A 20,552-nucleotide genomic window follows, 5' to 3' on the forward strand; every position below is an offset into this window, starting at 1 on the left:
CCACCGGGCCGGAAACAGAGGTGTTTCCGGTCAACGGAAGACGGGGCTGCCGTCGGCCCGCTCCCCGGCGCGCTCCCGGCGCCGGACTCCCGGCCGCCTACGCGGATGCGGGCACGTCGCGCAGCCGAACGGACAGGCAGGTCACGCAGCCTTCCAGCTTCTCGAACTCGCCGATGTCCACAAGGACGGGCTCGTAGCCCATCCCGGACAGCACTTCCGCGGTGCGGGGCGCACTCGCGGCCATGAGCAGCCGGTTCCCGCCGAGGAGTACGACGTGGGCGCCGGATTCCTCCGGCACGGGCCGGAAGGCGGGAAACCGCGACGGGTCGTCGACGAGCCGCGGGTGGCCGATGACGGTGCCGTCGGGCAGCGCGGTGACTGCGGACTTCAGGTGCAGCACCCTCGCGACGGGAACGGGCGCCACGCGTGCCCCCAACGGCTCGAAGGCGTCCCGCAGTTGGCGCACGCCTCCCTCGTTGGTGCGCCCGCCGGCACCGACGTACACGGTCTCTCCGCTCTTGAGCACGTCGCCGCCGTCCACCGTCCCCGGAGCCTCGACACGGCGGACCGCGTACCCCAGGTCACGCACCGACGCCTCGACCGCTGCGGCCTCGGGGCGTCTTGACGGCGCCCCGGAGCGGCAGATCAACGCGGTCCCGCGCAGAACGACCACGGCGTCCTCCACGAACACACTGTCGGGGCAGGCCTCTTCGGCCGGCACCTCGATGGTGCGCCAGCCGTTGTCCCGCAACGCCCGTACGTAGCCCTCCCATTGGCCGACGGCGCGTTCGCGGTCCACCGGCACCCGCTCCACGTGGGTGACCAGCCCCTCGGCGAGGCTCGCGGCGGGCGGGCGTACGAGGGCCTTCAGTTCGCTCACGGGACGGCTCCCCCTCCGGTGTCCGGCCGGGCCGGCCGCTCGGACGGCCCGGCGTCCTTCTGGTCCCTGCTGCCGCCGGCGGGTTGCGGTGACCCTACGGGCGCAGCCGGCCTCACGGGGACGTGATCGCGCCCAGCAGCGCCCGTGCGCACAGGTCGCGTACCTGGTCACGCGGCATCCTGGGCTCCTCTTCGAGCCACTCCAGGCACACCGTCACCATGAAGGACAGCCAGCCGCGCACGGCGATGCGGAGCGTGGGCAGGTCTCCGGCGGTGCCGGCGGACTCGGGGTCCGCTGCGAGCGCGTCCAGGATCTGCCGCTCCTGAGCCGCGAGGCCTTCCCTGTAGACCCTGCGCACGGCCGGGTCGCCGGCGGCCTCGGCCCGGTGGAAGGCCCGGAAGCCCTGCGCATGTTCCTCCACGTACTCCAGGAAGCACTCCAGGCCGCTGGTCAGCTGCTCCCGTACCGGCACTCCCGGTACCGCGGCGGTCAGCCGCAGCATCCGGCGGCTCTCCCGCTCGACGACGGCGGCGAAGAACTCGTTCTTGGTCGGGAAGTAGTGGTAAAGGAGCCCGCGGGAGACGCCCGCGATCTCGGCGACCAGCTCGATCGACACGTCCTCGTGGGGCCTGGCGGCGAACAGCCGCGCCCCCACGGCCAGAAGCTCCTCGCGACGCTCCTCGGTGCTGAGCCGGCGGCGCGTACGCTCCCCGTGCTTCTCGCCCATGGCCCGTCACTTTACTTGACGCCCGCAGGACGGCGCGCCCAGACTGAACCCTCTATTGAACTCATGTACAACAAGCCCGATCGCAGTGTTGGCACGGGGAGTTGAGGTGGATGGCTCAGGCACAGGCGTCGCAGCCCGGTGCCCGGCACAAGGGATTCCGCAGTGCCCGGCTCGACTGGCCGGAACTGCACCGCATCCCCCATCCGCCGCGCCGCGTACCCGTGCTCGGGGACGTGCTCGGCACCAGCGTGCGCTCGCCCGTGCAGGACTCGATGCGCCTCGGACTCGAACTCGGCCCCGTTTTCCGGCGCAAGGCGTTCAACCGGGAGATCGTCTTCGTCTGGGGCGCGGGCCTCGCAGCCGAACTCGCCGACGAGTCCCGCTTCGCCAAGCACGTCGGCCTCGGTGTCGCCAATCTCCGCCCTCTCGCCGGGGACGGCCTCTTCACCGCGTACAACCACGAGCCCAACTGGCAGCTCGCGCACGACATTCTCGCGCCGGGCTTCAGCCGTGCGGCCATGGAGGGCTACCACCCGCTGATGCTCGACGTCGCCCGGCAGCTCACCTCGCACTGGGACGAACGCAGCGGCGCGGGCGACGCCGTGGACGTACCGGGCGACATGACCAAGCTGACTTTGGAGACCATCGCGCGCACCGGGTTCGGACACGACTTCGGCTCCTTCGAACGCTCCCGTCCGCACCCGTTCGTGACTGCCATGGTCGGGGCGCTCTCGTACGCGCAGCGCCGCAACACCGCCCCGCCGCTCCTCGGCCGGCTCCTGCAGCGCGGCGCCGCGAAGCGCAACGTCGCCGACCGCGAGTACCTCAACCACACGGTCGACCAGGTCGTCGGAGCCCGCCGCCGGTCCGGCGGCAGCGGTGCCCGCGGCGACCTGCTGGACCGCATGCTGGAGACCGCGCACCCCGATACAGGAGAGCGGCTGTCGCCGGAGAACATCCGCCGCCAGGTCGTCACCTTCCTCGTCGCAGGACACGAAACCACCTCCGGGGCGCTCTCGTTCGCCCTCCACTACCTCTCCCGCCATCCGGACGTGCTGGCACGGGCGCAGGCCGAGGTGGACGAGGTCTGGGGCGGCGCAGAAGAACCGGCGTACGAGCAGGTCGCGAGGCTGCGTTACCTGCGGCGCGTGCTGGACGAGTCGCTGCGGCTGTGGCCCACCGCACCCGCCTTCTCCCGCGAGGCACTTGAGGACACGACTCTCGGCGGTGTCCATCCGCTGCGCCAAGGGGCATGGGCCCTGGTGCTGATCACGCTGCTGCACCGCGATCCGGCTGCCTGGGGCGCGAACGCCGGGGAATTCGACCCGGACCGCTTCGAGCCGAAGGCGGTGCGCGCACGTCCTGCGCACGTCTTCAAACCGTTCGGGACGGGCGCCCGCGCGTGCATCGGGCGGCAGTTCGCGCTGCACGAGGCGACGCTCGTACTGGGACTGCTGATCCGCCGCTACGACTTCCGGTCCGATCCGGACTACCGGCTGCGTGTCGACGAGCGGCTCACGCTCATGCCGCGGGGCCTCCGGCTGCACCTCACGCGCCGCAAGGCGGCACAGACCCCGGCGGCGGCCGCCCGCGGCTGACCCGACTCGCCGTCGCGGTGACGGGGACAGCGCGGACGGAGGGGACGTGGGGACGGACGGGACGAGGGAGACGGAGCGTCAACCGCCCTGCACAGCAGGCGAGTCGAGGGGCAGCGGCGTGTCCCAGTCCAGCTGCCGCGCCAGCTCCTCCTCGGCAGCCGACTCGGAGGCGGCCGCCGAATCGCCGTTGCGGCGGCTCCACTTGGCGCGGTAGTTGCTGAGCCGCTTCTGCAGCCGTCCCGGAGCGGGCCGGCGGGCCGTCAGCCGGGCGCTGTTGAGGATGTTGCTTTCGACGCGCGGCCTGCGCAGCCTCTCGTAGCCCTCCAGCGCCGTGCGCGTATCGGGGGCGTCCCGCAGCGACTTGGCGAGCACCACCGCATCCTCCAGCGCCATCGACGCCCCTTGACCCGTCGCCGGTGAAGCCGCGTGGGCGGCGTCACCGATGAGGAGCATCCTCGGGGTGCGCCACCGCGTGACGGTCGACAGGTCCCGGGCGTTGGTCACCATCAGCCTCGTGCCGGTCGCCTCGACGATGTCCGCGGCGGGGGTCGCGTCGGGCCGCAGCAGCGGCAGGAGTTGGTCCCGCCACTGTGCGGGAGTCGTGTCCGCGATCTCGGCGTCACTCAGCTCCGGCGCCGACACGCGCGCGAACCAGAAGGTCTCCCCGCTCGGGGAGACCGCATAGCCCATGGCTGCCCCGCTGCCCCGCAGCATGTCGATGCGCCCGGGTTCGCTCGGCGGCGCGGCCTCGGTGGTGTACCCGTAGAAGACCCGCTGGCCGGCGTAGCGTGGTCGGGCGGCTGCCGGGTCGGTGAACGGCCGTACGACGGAGTTGATTCCGTCGGCTCCGAGCAGCAAGTCGCCCCGCGCGGTGCTGCCGTCGGCGAACTCCGCGGTGACGCCTGCCTCGTCCTCGGTGGCCGTAACGAAGCGCTCGCCGTGCCGGACGGGGATCCCCCGCCGCACCGCCTCCTCCCGCAGCACGGTGCACAGTTCGGCGCGGCGCAGACAGCGGAAGCGCGTGAGCGGATCACCGGTCTCGCCGAGCGGGACGGTCGAGACCACGGAACCGGTGTCGCCGGTGAGGCGCATCGTCGTCAGTTCGAAGCCCGCTCGGGCAACCACCCGTGCCGAGCCGAACTGCGCCAGCGCGAGCATCCCGTTGCTCGCGAGGGTGAGGAACGCACCGATGTCGGCGCCGCTTTCCGGATGCGCCTCGTGGACGGCCACCTCGAATCCGGCCTTGTCGAGGGCCAGCGCCGCGGCAGTTCCGGCGATGCCGCCACCGATGATCAGGATCCGCATCTTCGAAGCCCTCATTCGCTGTTCGGTGCGCCGGCTGGGCGGCCCGTCGACGAGTCTCGTCGCGGACGGGACGCTCCGGCACCGCCGATGGCCGTGCGGACCGTGCCTCCCGGGTGAACGGTACCCGTTGCCGGGCCTCCGCATCCGGGGGAAGCGGCAGGCCGCCCGTGCCGCTCCCGCAGGTCCGCCGGGCCGGCCGGGTCCGTCACGCACGCCGGCGTGCGCCGACGCCTCCTCGATCGCGCAGCGCGATGTCCCGGTCGCAGAGCGCGGTTGTCATCCGCGAAGTCGTGGGCGGGCTTTCGCGGAGCATGAGTTCACGTCCGCTTCCGGCCGGCACCGTAACGTCCCGCGCAGGTTCCCCTCAGCACGACGCAAAACGCCGGCGCGGGGCCCCTGGTGTCACTCCATGCAGTGGCCCTAGTCCGGCTCCATGTAGGGGCGGCGGAAGACCGGGACCTGGCCGGGGGTGTGCGGACGGACAGCTCTCAGCGCCTGGGCGACGGCCGCCTCAAGTGCCCCGCTGGTGTCGACGCCGACGGCTTGGGGCCACGGCGGTTCCCTGGCCTCCATGGCATCGACCACGTCGGGGCCCGCGTCGGAGGCTCCGCCCGTGCGGCCGGCCAGGCGGGCGGCCGTCGTCCCGCGCGGAACGTGGCAGTGGAGCGCCACCAGGTCCGCGTGGGTGCGTTCTGCCATGCGCAGAGCGGCTTCGCGCTGATCCGCGTCGGACCAGGTGGCGTCCAGGACCACCGACTCACCTTGGGAGAGCAGGGCCGATGCGCGGTCGAGGAGAGCCGCGTACGTCTTGTGGGTCCACTCGGGAGCGTAGAGGCCCTCGCCGTAGGGGGCGGCGGCCGACTCCTCCGCGGGGATGCCGGCCAGTTCCTTGCGGACGCGGTCGCTGCTGAGCAGCGTGACGCCCAGGCGGTCGGCGAGCGCGCCGGACAGGGTGGACTTGCCGCTGCCGGGCAGCCCTCCGACGAGCGTCACGCCCACGGCGGAGGCGCGCAGGTGACGCAGGGCGGTCGTCATCAGCCGCTGTGCCGCGGCCTCCGCTCCCGGCCTGCCCTGACGGGCCTGGATGACGGAGACCTTGGCGCGGACGAACGCGCGGTAGGCGACGTAGTGGTGCCGCAGGGAGGCCGGTGCCGGATCGCCCGAGTACTCGCTGTACTCGGCGAGGAGGAACTCGGCGGCCTCGGGCGCCCCGAGTTGCTCCAGGTCCATGGCCAGGAAGGCGGCGTCGTCGAGGCCGTCGACGTACCGGAGACGGTCGTCGAACTCCAGGCAGTCCAGCACCCGGGGGCCGTCGTCGAGGCAGAAGACGTCATCGGCGAGCAGGTCCCCGTGACCGTCCACCACGCGTCCCTGCTCGATCCGCTTGGCGAACAGGGGCTCGCGGCCTGCCAGGTAGCGGCGCACCAGCTCTTCGGCCTCCGCGAGTCCGTCGGGCACGGTGCCCTCCCGGGACAGCTCGTGGACCTGGGCGAAGCTCGCCTCCCAGCGGGACGAGAGCGCGTCGCGCGTACCCTCCTCGCTCACCTCGGGGCCACGGGGTGCCCGCGCGTGATGGGTGGCGAGCAGCCGGGCCACGTCCCGCACGGCGTCGCGCACCGGCGCGCCCTCCCGTACGAGACGTGAGAGGCGGCGCTCCTCCGGCATGCGCCGCATCACCAAGACGGGTTCGGCCACGTCCGCATCCGGGCCGCGGAATTCGCCGACCCCGAGGTAGACGTCGGGTGCGAAACGGCGGTTGAGCGCGACTTCCCGTTCGCACACGGCCCGGCGGGCCGTCACCGAGGTGTAGTCCAGGAACGTCAGATCGACCGGCTTCTTGACCTTGTACGCGCGGTCCCCTGCCAGGAAGACCACCGCGGTGTGGCTCTCCCGGGCCTCCGCGTCCGAGAGAGGCGCCGGAGCCTCTGTGCCGCCCGTGTCAGTCATGAGCGGCGACCACGCGAGGCCCCCGGACGAGACGGACGGCCGGTCCGGGCCACCGGCCCCGGGGCGGCGAGCGTTCCGGAGAAGTCGTCCGGGCCCCGGGTGAGGACCAGGGCCTGTCCTCGGTCCATGGAACACCTCCTCAGGCGGCAGGGCCGCGTCGGTGCGGGGCGGCCGGCGAATGCGGGTGCGCGGCCCCGGCGACGTGACCGAGTCGGACGTGATGCGACGAGTCCTTGCTTCCATCCTCACGCGGGTCGTGCCGCCCCGCACCCGAGGGGGCGGCGCCCCGCACCCCCGTGCCCCGCAGGCGGGGCGGAGCCCTCGCCGCGCGACGGGCGTCAGCTCCCTGCCGGAGTGAACATGGAGGCAGAGGGACGGACGAGCGGCCCGTCGTGGTTGCCCGTTCCTCCCGGAAGGGAGCCGGAACGTGTTCTTCGAGAACCGTCGTGTCGCCGGCCGCCGGCTCGCCGCCCGGCTCGAGCACCTCCGGGGCACCGGCGTGGTGGTGCTGGGCCTGCCCCGCGGAGGGGTGCCGGTCGCCGCGGAGGTCGCCTCGGCGCTGGACGCACCGCTGGATGTGTGCCTGGTGCGGAAACTCGGGCTGCCGTCCCACCCGGAATTGGCGATGGGCGCGATCGGCGAGGGCGGTGTGCGCGTGACGAACGACGACGTGATGCGCACGGCGCGCATCACCCCGGACGAGCTGAGCCGGGCCGAGGCCCGTGAGCGGAAGATCCTGGAGAGTCGTGCGCGGCGATACCGGGGCGGGCGGGAGCCGCTACGGCTCGAGAACCGGACGGTGCTGGTGGTCGACGACGGGGTGGCCACGGGCTCGACGGCGCGCGCTGCCTGCCGGATCGCCCGCGCCCGGGGAGCCGCACGGATCGTGCTGGCCGTGCCGGTGGCGCCGTACGACTGGACCACCCGGCTGGGCGAGGACGCGGACGAACTCATCAGCCTGCACGCACCGCGCGACTTCTTCGGGGTGGGACAGTTCTACGCCGACTTCTCCCAGACGGAGGACGACGAGGTCGTCGCATGTCTGGAGGTCGCCCCGGCCGGCCCGATGGCCTCTCACTCCTCGGGTCACGCCCCGGGCCCCTCCTCGGGGCGTGGGCGGAGGGTGTAGGTCCGACCCTCCCGGCCCCACTCGCCCACCTCCGGCGTCAGCCCCGCGTCCATCGCACGGATGCAGGGCCGCCCGATGTGCGCGTACACGACTCTCCGTACCCCGTGCCTGACGGCCTCCTCCCCGACCTCGCGCACGCTCGCGTGGCCGCCGACTCCGCCGCGGAAGTGGATCGGCCGGTTCCAGGACGACGCCTCGGCGAGCAGCAGGTCCGCGCCTGCGGCCCACTCCGGGAAGTCCTTGAACTCCGGCGCCCACACTGCCAGCAGGCCGCCGCATTCGATGCGGTAGCCGTACGCGGGATGCGAGGTGTGCACGACGGGACAGGCACGCACGGACACCGGCGGCCCGGCTCCCCCGGCGCGCCCGGTGCCGCCCGCTCCCCCGCCGTCCAGATCGAGGTCTCCCGCGTGGGCGACGAGGCCGTGTCCGGCGGCCATACGGCGCAGCTCGGAACGGAGTTCGGCGTGTTCGTCGGTGACCAGCCACGCTTCAGGACGCACTGACGGCCCTGCCCCGGGGCCTCCGTCGAAGACGACGCGGTGGCCACCGTGGCGCAGGAGCAGGCCGGCGGGGGCGAACCGCGGCGAGTTCATCGCACCGACCCCGAGCAGGGTGAGCCGCAACGGGCCGGCCGCCCCCGCTGCGGCGGATCGCCTCCCGGTGGCGTCAGTCCGTGACCGTCTCATTCCGGCGGACGCGGAGGGGGTCGCGGGCCTCGCGGGCCGCGTCGACCACGTCCGCGAGCTCCACCTGCTGGCTGGTGAGGTAGCAGAACAGGTCGTCGAAGGAGACCATCCCGGCCAGCCTCCCGTTCTCGGTCACGGGAAGGTGGCGGGCACCGATGGACCGCATGGCGTGCTGCGCCGCCGGAACGGCCGTGCCGACATCGACGGTCACCGGGTCCGAGGACATGACCGTACGCACGTCCGTCTCCGGTGCCAGTCCGCTGGCCATGGCGCGTACGACCAGGTCACGGTCGGTGAGCAGGCCGACGACATGGTCGTCCTCGACCACGGGCAGCGCTCCGACCCGGGCATCGGCCATGTGCCGCGCCGCCTCCGCCAGGGACGCGCTGGGGGCGACACTGGCCGGCGGCGTGCTCATGGCGTAGCTGATCTGCGTCATCTCTCTCCTCCTCGGCTCTTCCTCCTCGGCGCTCGACGTGTCACAGGTTCCGGGCGAGGAGGATCTCGTGCGCCATCCGCGCGCCCCGAGCGGCCTCCTCCACGTGGGAGACGTCCTCGGTGGGGATGTTCTCCAGGCTCGTGGCCAGTGCCCGAACGGCATCCGCGAGCGTCGAGACCTGCACCTCCAGCAGGGAGATCCGCTCCTCCTGCTGAGTCTTCGGGGGGCCCGTCCCGTATGGGCGGTACTCGCTCATGTGGACCTCCGTACGCTGCCGGATCGGTGAGCGGTTCACGGCCCGCCGGCAGACGGGCGTGAGCCTGCACCGCCCGGGGTTTCCGGTTTCCGCGCTCGTAGCCCCCGTCACGCGAAAGCAGGGCCGAAGGTCCCGGGGCCGGGCTGCCCCCCCGGGGGCCACTTCGTCCCCGCTGCCCGGCATCCGTGCGCCGTTGCGGGGCCCACGACGGGCCCAGCGGCTGTGCCGGCCCCCGCGCCGGCCGGGCGCCGGCCCCGCACCGGCCCGGCCGTCGGGCCCCTGCGCCGGTCGGCGTCCTGCGTCCTTGCGGCCGGCGGTCGGCGGCTCGGCGGCCCGGCGGCCCGGCGGCCCGGCGGCCCGGCGGCCCGGCGGCACAACTCCGCGCTCCGGTAGAGGAGTTCGCGGTCCACGCCACGTGGCGCCTGCCGCAGCGGCGACCGTGCCCTTGCCGGGCGCGGCCGCCGCTGCGGCACTCAGCGCGCGGAGGGCGCTCACGTCACCGATCCTTGAGGCCATGACGGGCGAACCATCCGGAAACGGGCCCGGCCGCCCGCGTGCCGAACCCCACCCCGCATGACCGTCGTCCGGTCCGGGGGTCACCCACCTGCCCCAAGTCGCCCTGGTGGGCCGCCTGCTGCAGAAGCCGGAGGAGCTGTGAACCACGACGAAGCGCTGGAGAAGGTCAAGGAGTCCATCCTGCGGGTGGTTCCGGACGCCGACTTCACCCGGCTCGCCCCCGACGAGCCCTTCCGCGAGACGCTGGAGATCGACTTCATGGACTTCCTCGGCATCGTCGAAGTCCTCATCGAACGCACGGGCCTGCGCATCGACGAGGACGACTATCCCCACCTGGCCACCCTGTCCAGCAGCGCCGACTTCCTCGTCACACACGGCGCCTGACGGGCCGCCACCGGCCGCAGAGGAGGCATTGGGATGAAGGCGAGCGTCGGTGACCGCCTGATCGTGGAGAGTCCGAGCGCCGGGACACCGCGCCGCGACGGCGAGATCGTCGGTCTCCACCGCGAGGACGGCGGGCCGCCCTACGACGTGTGCTGGTCGGACACCGGACGCGTGACTCTCGTCTTCCCGGGCCCGGACGCGCACGTCCACCACTTTCCGGAACACCCCGAACACCCCGAACACCCCGGGCGGTGACGAGGGCGGCATCACGTGGAGACCGGTACCGGCGTGGGCCCGCCTCCGGAAAACGAACGAGGGGACGACCGCTTCGGGTCCCGGCCGACGCTGCCTGATCCGGGCGGGCAAAGCAGTGGCGCCCGCAAGGGCGTGCGCCGGTGCCGGATTCCGGTGACCCCGGCGCCCATGAGCCCGGCGGCGGCATGGGCGGCCGCGTAGTCGGCGGCGGCGCGCACGGCACCGCAGGCCGCGTCGGCGGGTGCCGGCATGGCGCGCCGCGCTGGGCGGCCCTCCGTCCGGCGGAACGCCGTCTGTCCGGCCCGCCGCCCTCCGGGCGTTCCCCTCCGGGCGCGGGAGGTCAGGCAGACGCAGCCCCTGGTGCGGCCGTCACGAATCCGCCTGGGGGCTCAGATCGCGACGCAGCTGCTGGGCGTGCAGGCGGCCGGAGGTTCCTGCGTCGGTGATGTCGAGGAAGACGTGGTCGACTTCGCTCCAGCGGTCGACTATCTCGCCCTTGATGCGGACGGCGACCTCCTCCACCTCCTCGCTGTCCGCGCCGGGCGCGAGGTCGACCCGTGCCGCCAGCAGCGCCGAGTCAGGGCTGAGGCGCATGGTGAGCAGAGCCGTCACCGCGTCGATCTCCGGCTGGCGGTCGAGGAAGGCATGGACCTCCCGCTGGACCCGGTGGCTCACCGCCTCTCCCACGAGCTGTCCGCGGGCGTCCCTGCCGAGGCCGTAGGCGATGTAGACCAGCAGCAGCGCGATGGCCAGGGAGGCGACGCCTTCCCACCTGCCGTCGCCGGTGGCCAGGTGCAGAAAGATCCCGCCCAGGGCGAGCAGGACGCCCGTTACGGCGCCGGCGTCCTCGCCGATGACCGTACGCAGGGCCGGGTCGTCACCGTTGCGCAGCTGCTTCAGGAAGGGTCTGCCGTTCTCCTTGGCCTCGCAGCGGACCTGCCAGAGCGCCCTCGCGAGCGATGTGCCCTCCATCAGACCCGCGACGACGAGGATGAGGACTGCGACGAGGTAGCCGCCCGACGGCCCTCCTCCGGAGCTGCCGAGGGCGTGAATGCCCTGGTAGAAGGAGAAGCAGCCACCCATGACGAAGATGCCCACAGCGGCGAGCAGGGACCAGAAGTAGCGTTCCTTGCCGTAGCCGAAGGGGTGCCTGCTGTCGGGCCGCTTCTTGCTGCGGCGGAGGGCAGCCAGCAGAAAGACCTCGTTGAGGCTGTCGGCCACCGAGTGCGCGGCCTCCGACAGCAGTGCCGAGGAGCCGCTCACGATCCCGCCGGCGACCTTCGCCACGGCTATGACGAGGTTGGCGCCCATCGCCACGAAGACCGTGCCGCGGGTTTCCCCGTCCCGGCTTCCGGGGTCGTCGTCCGCTGCATCCGCACTCGCCGTGAAAGCGGCGCCGTCAGGTGTGGCCATCGTCCCGGGGTATCCCTTCGAACGGTCGGGTTGGAGAGAGACCGTTCGCCGGGGTACCCCCGCGCCCGGCGGGGAATCCACCACTGCCCTCGGACCGGCACGGCGGCCGCATACCGGACGAGCCGGTCACGGCGGACCGTTGTCCCAACGTCCCGTCAACGGGCCCTGACCGGTGTGGTGTTGTGCTGTGCCGTCGCAGGCCCGGGCCGGCGGGCGAACCGGTCGACGGGGACCCGCGGCCGCCCAACGCCCCGGCGGCCTCGCGCGGTTGGGAACATCTGGCACGGGACGAGTGCCCGTGCACGCAGAGGAACCCCCGTACCCCGCACCCCCGCACCCCCGCACCCCGCACTCCGCACCGCGGGCCGGGGCGCCGGAGGCCGGCACCGGGGCGGCCGCCGGAGATACGGCCGCCCCGGGTTCGCGCTCCCGCAGCCCGCCTGCCGCGCACCCGCTGATCACCGCTCGGAACGGGAGGCGCCCTCGTCCGAGGTGAGCGGCTTCAACGGGTCGTGCCCGAGCGTCATCAGACGGTGACGCCAGTTCGGCTGACCTGCGGTGGGCTCCATGTCCACGCCACGCTCGGAGCTGACGGTGTCGACGACCTTGCGCATGACGCGGACGTCGTCATCGGTGACGTCGCCCCGGCGCTTGCCGAGAATGCCCAGCACGTGGCGGCCGTTCCGGGTGCCCGCCTGATCCGGCAGCGTCTCGCTGTCCTCTCCGGCGGAACGCGTCATGAGCCACTCGTCCAGTTCGCGGGACGTCATGTTCACCACGGCGTGAAACTCGTTCCACAGGTCGTCCAGCTCCTGCGAGGAGATGTCAGCCATCCTCGTCTCCTTTCTGAGCGCTGTCGGCGTACTGGGTAGCCCGGCGGACCGGCGTGGAAACAGCCCCGGCGGGGAGCCGCCGGGCCGGCCCCGGGGCCTGACCACTCGTGCAACCGAGCGGTGACCGGCGGAACCCTTGTCGATCTGTGCCAAATTCAGCGCCTCAAGCCGTACCTTCCGCGGCGGTCGATACCGTAGGCAGGGAGCGTGAGGGCATGCGTACCGCAGTCCCGGCCTGACACCACCCCATGAGGGACGACTGGTTGAATCACGGAGGACGGTCGGCGCGCCCGGCGGAACGGGCAACGTGCTCGTTCCGGCACCCTCGGGGTGGGTGTCGTGGGGGCCGACCACGGTGGACGTCGCCGCTGACCCACTCGCCGGCCCGTCCGTCGGCTTCCCGCTCCTGACGCCACGCCTTGACCGATGGGGGGTTACGGATGGAACCCGAGTGGCTGTCCGACATCGAACTGGTCGAACTCGTATATGACGGCGGGGAGTCGGCCGCCGCGGCACTGGCCGAACTGAGGAGCCGCCACTTCGGTGCTGTCCGCAGGTTCGCTGCCCAGTGCGTGAGCGACGAAGCCGCAGGGGACCAACTGGCCGAGCGCGCCTGGCAGCTCGCCCTGTGGCCGCACGGCACAGCCGGGGCCGGGGCCGTGCGCCCCCACGCATTGGCGTCGGTGCTCCGGGCGGCTGCCGAAACCGCGGGCGCGAGTCAACACGGCGTGCTCGACTCGGACTTGGCCGGGTGGCTGGGCATGCCGGTGGCCCTTCCGGACCCGGGCCCCGAGGGCGCGGGCGCAGTCACGCTCCCCCCCGGCGAATCGACGGTCACCCGGGCGTTCGACGCGCTGCCCGCCAATCTCCAGACTGCTATGTGGCATCACTTGGTGGAGCACGCCGACGACGGCTCGATCGGGCGCCTCGTGGGCTCCGACTCGCCCGATTCCCAGGAGATCTCGGCACTGCTCAGGCGCGCGTACAGGGACTTCTACCACGCCTACGAGCAGATCCACCACGACGGGATGACGGACGACTGCCGTCGTTTCCACCGGATGGTCATGGCCTATGCCGACCAGAGGGGCGGCAATACGGCGGATGTGGTGCCGCACCTTCAGCAGTGTCACTACTGCTCCCGCGCGGTCGCCGATCTCCGGCGCATGTACACGGATTTCGGCGAGCTCCTGGTGGAAGCCGTGCTGCCCTGGGGAGGCAGCGCCTACGCCGCCGCCCGGCACGCGGAAGTGACCTCCGCGACGGTCGCCGTCGCCGCAGAAGAAGTGGCGGCTCCCGCCCGGGAAGCCGCTGCTGAGGGGACCCTCCCGCCTCCCGACGACCACCGGGGCGCGCTCGGCAGGGCCACGTGGGGCGTGCTGGGGAGAACCGGACTGGCCGAGCGGAACACCGGTGGGTTCAGGGTCCGTTCCGGACGGCTCACGCTGGCCGTCGGAGCCCTGAGCGTGTGTTCGCTGGTGGGAGCGTTCGCCTACGCGCCCGGGCTCGGCTCCCGGCTGCCTGTGAGCAGCGGTGCACCACCGGCGGAGAAGGTCCCGACCGCCCCGGCACCGTCGGAGTCGGGTGGGTCCGGCCCGTCCGGGTCGCCCACCGGTTCCCCGCCGCCGCCCGGATCTTCCTCGCGGGCTCCCGGCGGCCAGGACGGGCGCACGCCCGGCCCGCCGGTGCGGGGCGCGGGCCTGGAGTGGCTGTTCGACGACGTCAGGGGCAACGTGGCCCCGGACAGCACCGACAACGACCGGGACGGCACGCTCATCGGCGATCCGCTGCCGAAACCCCGCAAGGACGGCGGCGTGGAGTTCTTCGGGAAGCAGTCGGTGGCCACGAAGGACCCCGTGTTCGACACCGACCGCAGCTTCTCGGTCTCGGCCCGCGTGAAACTCCGGAACAAGGACGAATACCAGACCGTCGCCAGCCAGGACGGAACCGAAGTCAGCTCCTTTCAGCTCCAGTTCGACCCGGTGGAAGACCGGTGGGAGATGCGGATGCACCGGGAGGACACTCAGACCTCCCGAGCGGATGAGGCGGAATCCGACGCCGCACCGCGTGCCGGCCGCTGGACCTCCCTCGCCGGCGTCTACGACGCTCCGGAGGGACTCATCCTTCTGTACGTCGACGGGAAGCTCCAGGAGACCGTCCGCAGGGAGGGGGACCGCAGCTCGGAGGGGGTTTTCGCCGTCGGCCGGGCCAGGCTGGGCGACCAGCTCATACGCGGCTTCGAGGGGACCGTGAAGAACGTACGGGCGTTCCCGAAGGCTCTCTCGGACGAGGAGGCAAAGGCACTCGCAGCCGAGAAGTGAGCGGCCGGGCCCGGAAGTTCACCGGGCCGAACGAGTGGAGCCGGGCGCCGCGCCACCGCCCGATGCCAGGCGGGGCGCGCGGCCGCCGGGCCCGCGTCGCCCGCTCCAGCTACCGGGCGGCAGCAGTGATCCGTCGCCGACGGCCGCCGTGTCCCGGAAGCCTCCGTGTCCCGGCCGCCTCCCCACGCGCGGGCTTGTTTCCTGCGGCGCCGCGCCCGCGGCGACGGCCCCGGCTCCCGCAACGCCCGGCGCGCCGTAAACCGTCGATCCCGACGAGGTCGGGCCCGTAGGCGGATTCGAACGTCCGGAAGCCGGGGGTGAACTCGCCCGCGGCAACGCGCCCCAGCAGCAGCCGGGCAGTCCGCCCGGTGAACTCGCAGGCCTCGGGCCCATGCGGCGTGGCCGCCAAAGACGTTGCGTCCGACCGCCGGAAGCGGCTCGGAGTGACTGCCGGAAGCGGCTCGGAGTGACTGCCGGAAGCGGCTCGGAGTGACTGCCGGAAGCGGCTCGGAGTGACTGCCGCCGGCCACCCGACGGACACCGGCGCAACTGGCGTGCACTGGAGGCGAGAAGAGGCGCATCGCAGTCGTACGGACACGGTTCGGGCGAAGACGACGGGCCGCCGCCCCCGGAATGCTTCGCAGGCCGCAGCGAAACAGATCCGGGGGCAGCGCCCTTCGCGGGCCGGTTTGCGCTTGGGCGACATCGCGCTCCCCTGAAGTACGACATCGCACCCCCCAAGCCCGGCCCTGCCCCGGCAGGTTGAGGGGCTGAACTCCGGGCACCCGGTGTTCAGCATCACGTTGACACTATGTCCTTGTGGGCTTCAAGCCGCAAGCATCGTTCTGATAATTTCAACGAAGTCGCAAGGAAAACGCTTGTGTTGACGCTCACACAGCTACGCCGTGTGGTCTGCCGGACCGGCGGGCCGGTGTGTCTGTTCTTTTGGAAGCGCTCACATGTGTCTCGTTGCCGGCCGCACCACTGGTACGTGCTCCGACCGCGCACGTGCCCGATCGACCTGCGTAAGGAGTTCGGACGATGAACCCTGCTGCTGCAACCGGCCCCGCCGACCGCGTCCGCAACGGGATGCCCGCACGTGAACTGGGCACCGAGGGCTGGCACAAGCCCTGGAGCGGGCAGAACGGCGGAGCCTGCGTCGAGGCGAAGAAGCTCCCGGACGGCCGCGTGGCACTTCGCCAGTCCACCGACCCCGAGGGGCCCGTCCTGCTCTACACCCCGGAGGAGATCACCGCGTTCATCGAGGGCGCCAAGGCCGGAGCGGCCGACTTCCTCACCGCCTGAGCGGGCAGCGCCGACGAGGGGCGACGGCGCCGCAAGGCGCGGGCAGGAGGCTCACGCAACACGCTGTGGCCAGGTGGCGGCCGGGCGGCGGGCGGAGTCCCCGCCGCCCGGCGGCTTGCCCTGGAGCGCACTCGAATTCGTACCGTGCGCTCCATGAGCACACTCACACCTCAGCAGAGAATCGGCTCGGGCTTCGGGGCCGGCACCACCGCGTCCGAAGTCCTGCGCGGCATCGACCTGTCCGGGAAGCTCGCGGTCGTCACCGGCGGCTACTCGGGCCTCGGTCTGGAGACGACGCGCGCTCTGACCGTGGCGGGAGCCCGTGTCGTGGTGCCCGCCCGGCGGCGCGAGGCGGCACTGGACGCCCTCGAAGGTCTCCCCGGCACCGAGGTCGGCACGCTCGACCTCGCAGACCTCGACAGCGTCCGGACGTTCGCCGAAGGTTTCCTGGCCGGCGGCCGCAGCATCGACATCGTGATCAACAGCGCTGCTGTGATGGCCTGCCCGGAGACACGCGTAGGCCCGGGCTGGGAGGCGCAGTTCGCGACCAACCACCTCGGCCACTACGCACTCGTGAACCGGCTGTGGCCTGCCCTCGCGCGGGACGGCGGAGCGCGTGTCGTCTCCGTCTCCTCCAGGGGGCACCACCGCTCCGCGATCCGCTGGGACGACGTCCACTTCGCGCGGGGCTACGACAAGTGGCAGGCGTACGGGCAGGCGAAGACCGCGAACGCCCTCTTCGCGGTCGAACTCGACGCGCTGGGACGCGATTCGGGTGTGCGTGCCTTCTCGCTTCACCCCGGAGGCATCCTTACGCCCCTCCAACGCCACCTGGCCACCGAGGAGATGGTCGCGGCGGGGTGGATCGACGAGGACGGCGAACCGCTGCTCCCCTCGTTCAAGACTCCGGAGCAGGGCGCGGCGACGCAGGTGTGGGCGGCGACGTCCCCCCAACTGGAGGGAATGGGCGGCGTCTACTGCGAGGACTGCGACATCGCGCCGCAGGCCCCCTCCGATGGGACGTCGTCATCGGCCCCCGGCTCGGCCTCGGGCGTCCGGGAGTACGCGACGGACCCGAAGGAGGCGTCCCGGCTGTGGGCGCTCTCGGCAGAGCTGACAGGCGTCGACGCCTTCGCGGGGAACGCGGGGGCGTGAGCGCCGGCGGGCGGTCCCGGTTGCGGAGCGGCTCCCGAGCCGGGGGCACGGACGCCGCCGGGGCCGGACGCCGCGATAGCCGCAGCCGGGCCCGTCGCCATCCGCATCAGCCCGTCGCCGGTGCCACCTGGACCGTGCACAGCGGGTCGTCCCGGAATGCGCCGGCTGCTCCCGGCTCGCGCCCGCGTCGGTGATGAGGATCGACGGCCGCTCCAGGACCGACCACCGGTGGGAATCGGCCCGTGCCCACTTGCCCGCGTCGGCGAGGACATGGACGGCACGGGAGCGGTCCGTCATCAGCTGCTGCATCGGGACTCCGCCGCCGCGTCCTCGGTGCTGCCCCGCGCCTCGGCCCGCGCGCCGGTGCCCTTGTCCGCACCGGTGCCGCCGTCCGCACCGGGTTCCGCACCCTCTCCCGCACCGGCGTCCGGTCCCCGCTCCGGCCCGGTGCCGGTCCCGCCCCCGGTCCCCGTCCCATCGTCCGTCTGCGCGTTCCGCGCATCCTGCCCGTCCGTCACCCCGCGGCGTTCCAGCCGGCGCTGGTAGGCAAGGGTGACGACGGGCACGAGAAGCGAGGTCACGACGACCGACGCGGACACCAGAATCGTCGCCTTGTCGGCGGCCTCCTCGTACGCGGGGTTCGCCGCGGCCACGATCGCGGGGACGGCTGTCGCGCTGGCCTCCGTGGTGGCCGCCGCCAGGCCCGCCAGTCCGCTGCCGGCCCGGGGAGCCGCTTCCCCGACGACGGCGGGGGACACGGACGGCGCAGCCGGAGCACCCCGTCTTCGGCACGCACTTGTCCGCTCACGGCGGCGGACCGCACGTCCACCGACCCGCTTCGTGAAGAGGCGTAAGGGGCCTGCCCCTTGAGAAGGGGAGCGGGCCCGACCACCTCGCCGCATCACCCGGCCCGTGCAGAGCTTCTGGCGGAGCGTCAACTGACGGCACGGCAGACTGCCGTCTCCAGTGGGCCGACCAGAGGAGGCGGAGCCCGGTTCGCTCTGCTACAGGTGATTCGTGGCCCGCGTTTCTTTCAGAACTCCGATAAAGCCGCAACGCATTGCCCCCACGGGGTTGTCGCGTACATGGCGGACTGCCTTTACTGGCGAAGCGCGGAATCCGATTTCGGCCCGTGCGGGAGGGAGCGCTCTGCCTGCTTCCCGCCCGGGTCTCTTCCACGCATCGGTGACCGAACTCCGAGCGCGGGAGTCCCCGTTCCTTCCCACTCCCGAAGGAGACCGAGATGGCAGCACAGCCAGGCTTCGACCGACGTGCCCTGCTGCGCGGCGGAGCGGCGGCCACGGCCGTCGGCGCGATCGGCCTGACCACCACCGGGACCGCCCACGCCGCCGCATCGCCCAGCCGCAAGAGAACCTCGCGCGCCCGGATCGCCGAGCCGCGCATCTACAGCACCGAGGAGTGGGGCGCACGGCCCGCATCCGGTGAGATCGTCGTGGAGGACCACAAGCCGACCTTCATCGTCGTCCACCACACCGCGGAGCCCGGCAACAGCGAGGACTACTCGCTGGAGCACGCGATGAAGATCTGCCGGGACATCCAGGACCACCACATGGACGGCAACGGCTGGTCCGACAGCGGCCAGCAGTTCACCAACTCCCGCGGCGGGTTCCGCCTCGAAGGCCGCCACAAGAGCCTGTCCGTCGTACGCGGCGGCACCCAGCACGTGCAGGGCGCCAACGTCGGCGGCCACAACAGCGAGGTCATCGGAATCGAGAACGAGGGTCTCTACACGGACGTGGACGTCCCCGCCGCCCTGTGGAACTCCCTGGTACAGCTCGTGGCGTGGATCGCGTCCCAGTACGGCACCGACCTGGCGAACATCAAGGGCCACCGGGACTTCAACTCCACCGAGTGCCCCGGTGACGTCCTCTACGGCCGCCTCCAGGAGCTGCGCGACGCGGTCGGCGGCGTTCTCGGCGTCTCCGGCCCCTCCTCCGACGACGTGCTGGCCTGGCCGCTCCTGAAGCCCGGCGCCGTCGGCGCCCACGTCCGGGCGGCCCAGCATCTGCTGCGCGGCAGGGGGTTCAAGGTGCCCGCGGACGGCGTCTTCGGTACGGAAACCAGGCGGGCCGTGGCCGAACTGGCCGCCCGGAACGGCGTCGAGCGCCACACGTGCTCGGCCGCGTACCACTGCAGGACCGACGAGACCGGCTACCTCGGCTCCGACATCTGGCCGCTGCTCACTCCCTCGTCCCGCACCACAGGAGGCGAGGAGGCGGAGGACGCGGTCGCCACGCTCCTGCGCAGCCGCAGGCGCCGCGCCAAGCTCCCGTCCGGGGGGAAGCTCACACAGCCCGACTGGAAGCGGCTGCTGTCCTGAAGCGGCAGTCCTGACGCGGGGGACACGGCCGGGTCGCGCTCCCCGGCCGTGTCCCCCGCGCTGCTTCCGCTTCCCCTTGCTGCTCCCGCTCCCCCGCACTGCTTCCCCTTCCCCTTGCTGCTCCCGCTCCCCCGCACTGCTTCCCCTTCCCCTTGCTGCTCCCGCTCCCTCGCACTGCTTCCTCCTCGCTACGTCTCCTCCCTCTTCCTCGACCGGCAGCGTGCTCCAGCGGCAGCGCGCCGCCGACGGTGGTCTGCGATGCTGAAGCGGTGCCGCACACAGCCGGGGCCCCACAGCCCGTCACGCCGGAGCCGCCGGGCTCCACTTCGTGGCCGCTGCTCACCCAGTCCTGGCTCGACCTGGCATTCGAGCACTGGGCGGCGGACCCCGCGGACGTGGCGCCGCTGCTCCCGCCCGGCACCTCCCCCGACGTGCTGCACGGCAGGACGTACGTCGGTCTCGTCGCCTTCCGCATGCACCGGGTGGGCTGGTTCCGGCTGCCGGGCGTCCCCTACCTGGGCAGCTTCCCCGAGACGAACGTGCGCCTGTACTCGGTGGACGGGCACGGGCGGCGCGGCGTGGTCTTCCGCTCCCTCGACGCCTCGCGTCTGATCCCCGTGGCGGTGGCGCTCACCGCGTTCCGCATGCCCTACAGGTGGGCGCGCATGTCGGTACGGCGGGATGGCAGGAACATCACCTACACCAGCAGGCGACGCTGGCCCGGCCCTCGGGGCGCGCATTGCCGGATGACCGTACGGACCGGCGAACCGGTCGAGCAGCCCACCGAACTCGAACACTTTCTGACGGCCCGCTGGGGCATGCACAACACGTTCTTCAACCGGGCCGTGTACCTGCCCAACGTCCATCCGCGCTGGCCGCTGCACCGTGCCGAACTGACCGAATGCGACGAGGACTTGGTCACGGCGGCCGGCCTGCCCCAGCCCGTCGGGGACCCGTTGAGCGTGCTGTACTCGCCGGGCGTGCCCGTGCGGTTCTCACGCCCCGCGCGACCGGCGGGCGTGCCCACACCCTGAAGGCGGGCACTGTGCCTCGTGGCCGCTC

General features: G+C 72.5%; 18 protein-coding genes and 1 pseudogene. 9 read left to right on the forward strand and 10 right to left on the reverse strand.

Annotated elements, in window-relative coordinates:
* Nucleotides 1-97 precede the first annotated feature (97 nt).
* Both ddaH and EV375_RS03435 read right to left on the reverse strand, forming a co-directional pair.
* Entirely contained in the window at nucleotides 98-880 is a 783-nt protein-coding gene (ddaH, locus tag EV375_RS03430) for a dimethylargininase (protein WP_130298134.1), read from the reverse strand.
* A 112-nt stretch (nucleotides 881-992) separates the two neighbouring features.
* The gene (locus tag EV375_RS03435; RefSeq protein ID WP_130298135.1) at nucleotides 993-1,607 is read right to left on the reverse strand and encodes a TetR/AcrR family transcriptional regulator; all 615 of its coding nucleotides are present in this window, start codon (nucleotides 1,605-1,607) and stop codon (nucleotides 993-995) included.
* A gap of 110 nt (nucleotides 1,608-1,717) precedes the next feature.
* Here EV375_RS03435 and EV375_RS03440 point away from each other — a divergent pair, with 110 nt between their 5' ends.
* On the forward strand, nucleotides 1,718-3,205 hold the full coding sequence (locus EV375_RS03440) for a cytochrome P450 (RefSeq protein ID WP_130298136.1): 1,488 nt from the start codon (nucleotides 1,718-1,720) through the stop codon (nucleotides 3,203-3,205).
* A gap of 78 nt (nucleotides 3,206-3,283) precedes the next feature.
* Here the strand turns inward: EV375_RS03440 and EV375_RS03445 are convergent, their stop codons facing one another.
* Both EV375_RS03445 and EV375_RS03450 read right to left on the reverse strand, forming a co-directional pair.
* Complete coding sequence (locus EV375_RS03445) at nucleotides 3,284-4,510, reverse strand: FAD-dependent oxidoreductase (RefSeq protein WP_130298137.1); 1,227 nt, start codon at nucleotides 4,508-4,510, stop codon at nucleotides 3,284-3,286.
* A gap of 420 nt (nucleotides 4,511-4,930) precedes the next feature.
* Entirely contained in the window at nucleotides 4,931-6,457 is a 1,527-nt protein-coding gene (locus EV375_RS03450; RefSeq protein WP_130298138.1) for a bifunctional aminoglycoside phosphotransferase/ATP-binding protein, read from the reverse strand.
* A gap of 427 nt (nucleotides 6,458-6,884) precedes the next feature.
* Between EV375_RS03450 and EV375_RS03455 the strand changes: the two genes are divergently transcribed.
* On the forward strand, nucleotides 6,885-7,586 hold the full coding sequence (locus EV375_RS03455) for a phosphoribosyltransferase family protein (RefSeq protein ID WP_130298139.1): 702 nt from the start codon (nucleotides 6,885-6,887) through the stop codon (nucleotides 7,584-7,586).
* On the opposite strand, the gene EV375_RS03460 is transcribed toward EV375_RS03455, so the two are convergent.
* The 3 genes from EV375_RS03460 to EV375_RS29015 form a co-directional block, all read right to left on the reverse strand.
* Nucleotides 7,544-8,182, reverse strand: coding sequence for an MBL fold metallo-hydrolase (locus EV375_RS03460; protein WP_130298140.1), 639 nt, complete (start codon nucleotides 8,180-8,182; stop codon nucleotides 7,544-7,546). The two genes, EV375_RS03455 and EV375_RS03460, sit on opposite strands and share 43 nt — an antisense overlap.
* 73 nt (nucleotides 8,183-8,255) lie before the next feature.
* A complete protein-coding gene (locus tag EV375_RS03465; RefSeq protein WP_165434672.1) occupies nucleotides 8,256-8,714 on the reverse strand; it encodes a CBS domain-containing protein in 459 nt (152 codons plus the stop codon).
* A 40-nt stretch (nucleotides 8,715-8,754) separates the two neighbouring features.
* Entirely contained in the window at nucleotides 8,755-8,970 is a 216-nt protein-coding gene (locus EV375_RS29015) for a hypothetical protein (protein ID WP_165434673.1), read from the reverse strand.
* 654 nt (nucleotides 8,971-9,624) lie between these two features.
* On the opposite strand from EV375_RS29015, the gene EV375_RS03470 reads away from it, so the two are divergent.
* On the forward strand, nucleotides 9,625-9,870 hold the full coding sequence (locus EV375_RS03470; RefSeq protein WP_130298142.1) for an acyl carrier protein: 246 nt from the start codon (nucleotides 9,625-9,627) through the stop codon (nucleotides 9,868-9,870).
* 33 nt (nucleotides 9,871-9,903) lie between these two features.
* A pseudogene (locus EV375_RS03475) lies at nucleotides 9,904-10,107 on the forward strand (DUF1918 domain-containing protein); the annotation flags it as partial.
* A gap of 387 nt (nucleotides 10,108-10,494) precedes the next feature.
* Here EV375_RS03475 and EV375_RS03485 read toward each other — a convergent pair.
* Nucleotides 10,495-11,538, reverse strand: coding sequence for a cation diffusion facilitator family transporter (locus EV375_RS03485; RefSeq protein WP_130298144.1), 1,044 nt, complete (start codon nucleotides 11,536-11,538; stop codon nucleotides 10,495-10,497).
* Between the two features lie 458 nt (nucleotides 11,539-11,996).
* A complete protein-coding gene (locus EV375_RS03490; protein WP_130298145.1) occupies nucleotides 11,997-12,371 on the reverse strand; it encodes a DUF3140 domain-containing protein in 375 nt (124 codons plus the stop codon).
* 440 nt (nucleotides 12,372-12,811) lie between these two features.
* Between EV375_RS03490 and EV375_RS03495 the strand changes: the two genes are divergently transcribed.
* From EV375_RS03495 to EV375_RS03505, 3 genes are all read left to right on the forward strand, one after another.
* Nucleotides 12,812-14,689, forward strand: a complete 1,878-nt coding sequence (locus tag EV375_RS03495) for a LamG domain-containing protein (RefSeq protein WP_130298146.1) — start codon at nucleotides 12,812-12,814, stop codon at nucleotides 14,687-14,689.
* Nucleotides 14,690-15,730: 1,041 nt separating this feature from the next.
* Nucleotides 15,731-15,994, forward strand: coding sequence for a DUF397 domain-containing protein (locus EV375_RS03500; protein WP_130298147.1), 264 nt, complete (start codon nucleotides 15,731-15,733; stop codon nucleotides 15,992-15,994).
* A 153-nt stretch (nucleotides 15,995-16,147) separates the two neighbouring features.
* Entirely contained in the window at nucleotides 16,148-17,149 is a 1,002-nt protein-coding gene (locus tag EV375_RS03505) for an SDR family NAD(P)-dependent oxidoreductase (protein WP_130298148.1), read from the forward strand.
* A 296-nt stretch (nucleotides 17,150-17,445) separates the two neighbouring features.
* Here EV375_RS03505 and EV375_RS29325 read toward each other — a convergent pair whose 3' ends face one another.
* Nucleotides 17,446-17,907, reverse strand: coding sequence for a 2-keto-3-deoxygluconate permease (locus EV375_RS29325; RefSeq protein WP_207227973.1), 462 nt, complete (start codon nucleotides 17,905-17,907; stop codon nucleotides 17,446-17,448).
* Between the two features lie 485 nt (nucleotides 17,908-18,392).
* Here EV375_RS29325 and EV375_RS03515 point away from each other — a divergent pair, with 485 nt between their 5' ends.
* Both EV375_RS03515 and EV375_RS03520 read left to right on the forward strand, forming a co-directional pair.
* A complete protein-coding gene (locus EV375_RS03515; RefSeq protein ID WP_130298149.1) occupies nucleotides 18,393-19,490 on the forward strand; it encodes a peptidoglycan recognition protein family protein in 1,098 nt (365 codons plus the stop codon).
* 269 nt (nucleotides 19,491-19,759) lie between these two features.
* The gene (locus EV375_RS03520; protein ID WP_130298150.1) at nucleotides 19,760-20,524 is read left to right on the forward strand and encodes a YqjF family protein; all 765 of its coding nucleotides are present in this window, start codon (nucleotides 19,760-19,762) and stop codon (nucleotides 20,522-20,524) included.
* Nucleotides 20,525-20,552: the final 28 nt, after the last annotated feature.

This window comes from Streptomyces sp. CNZ301 (assembly GCF_004217425.1).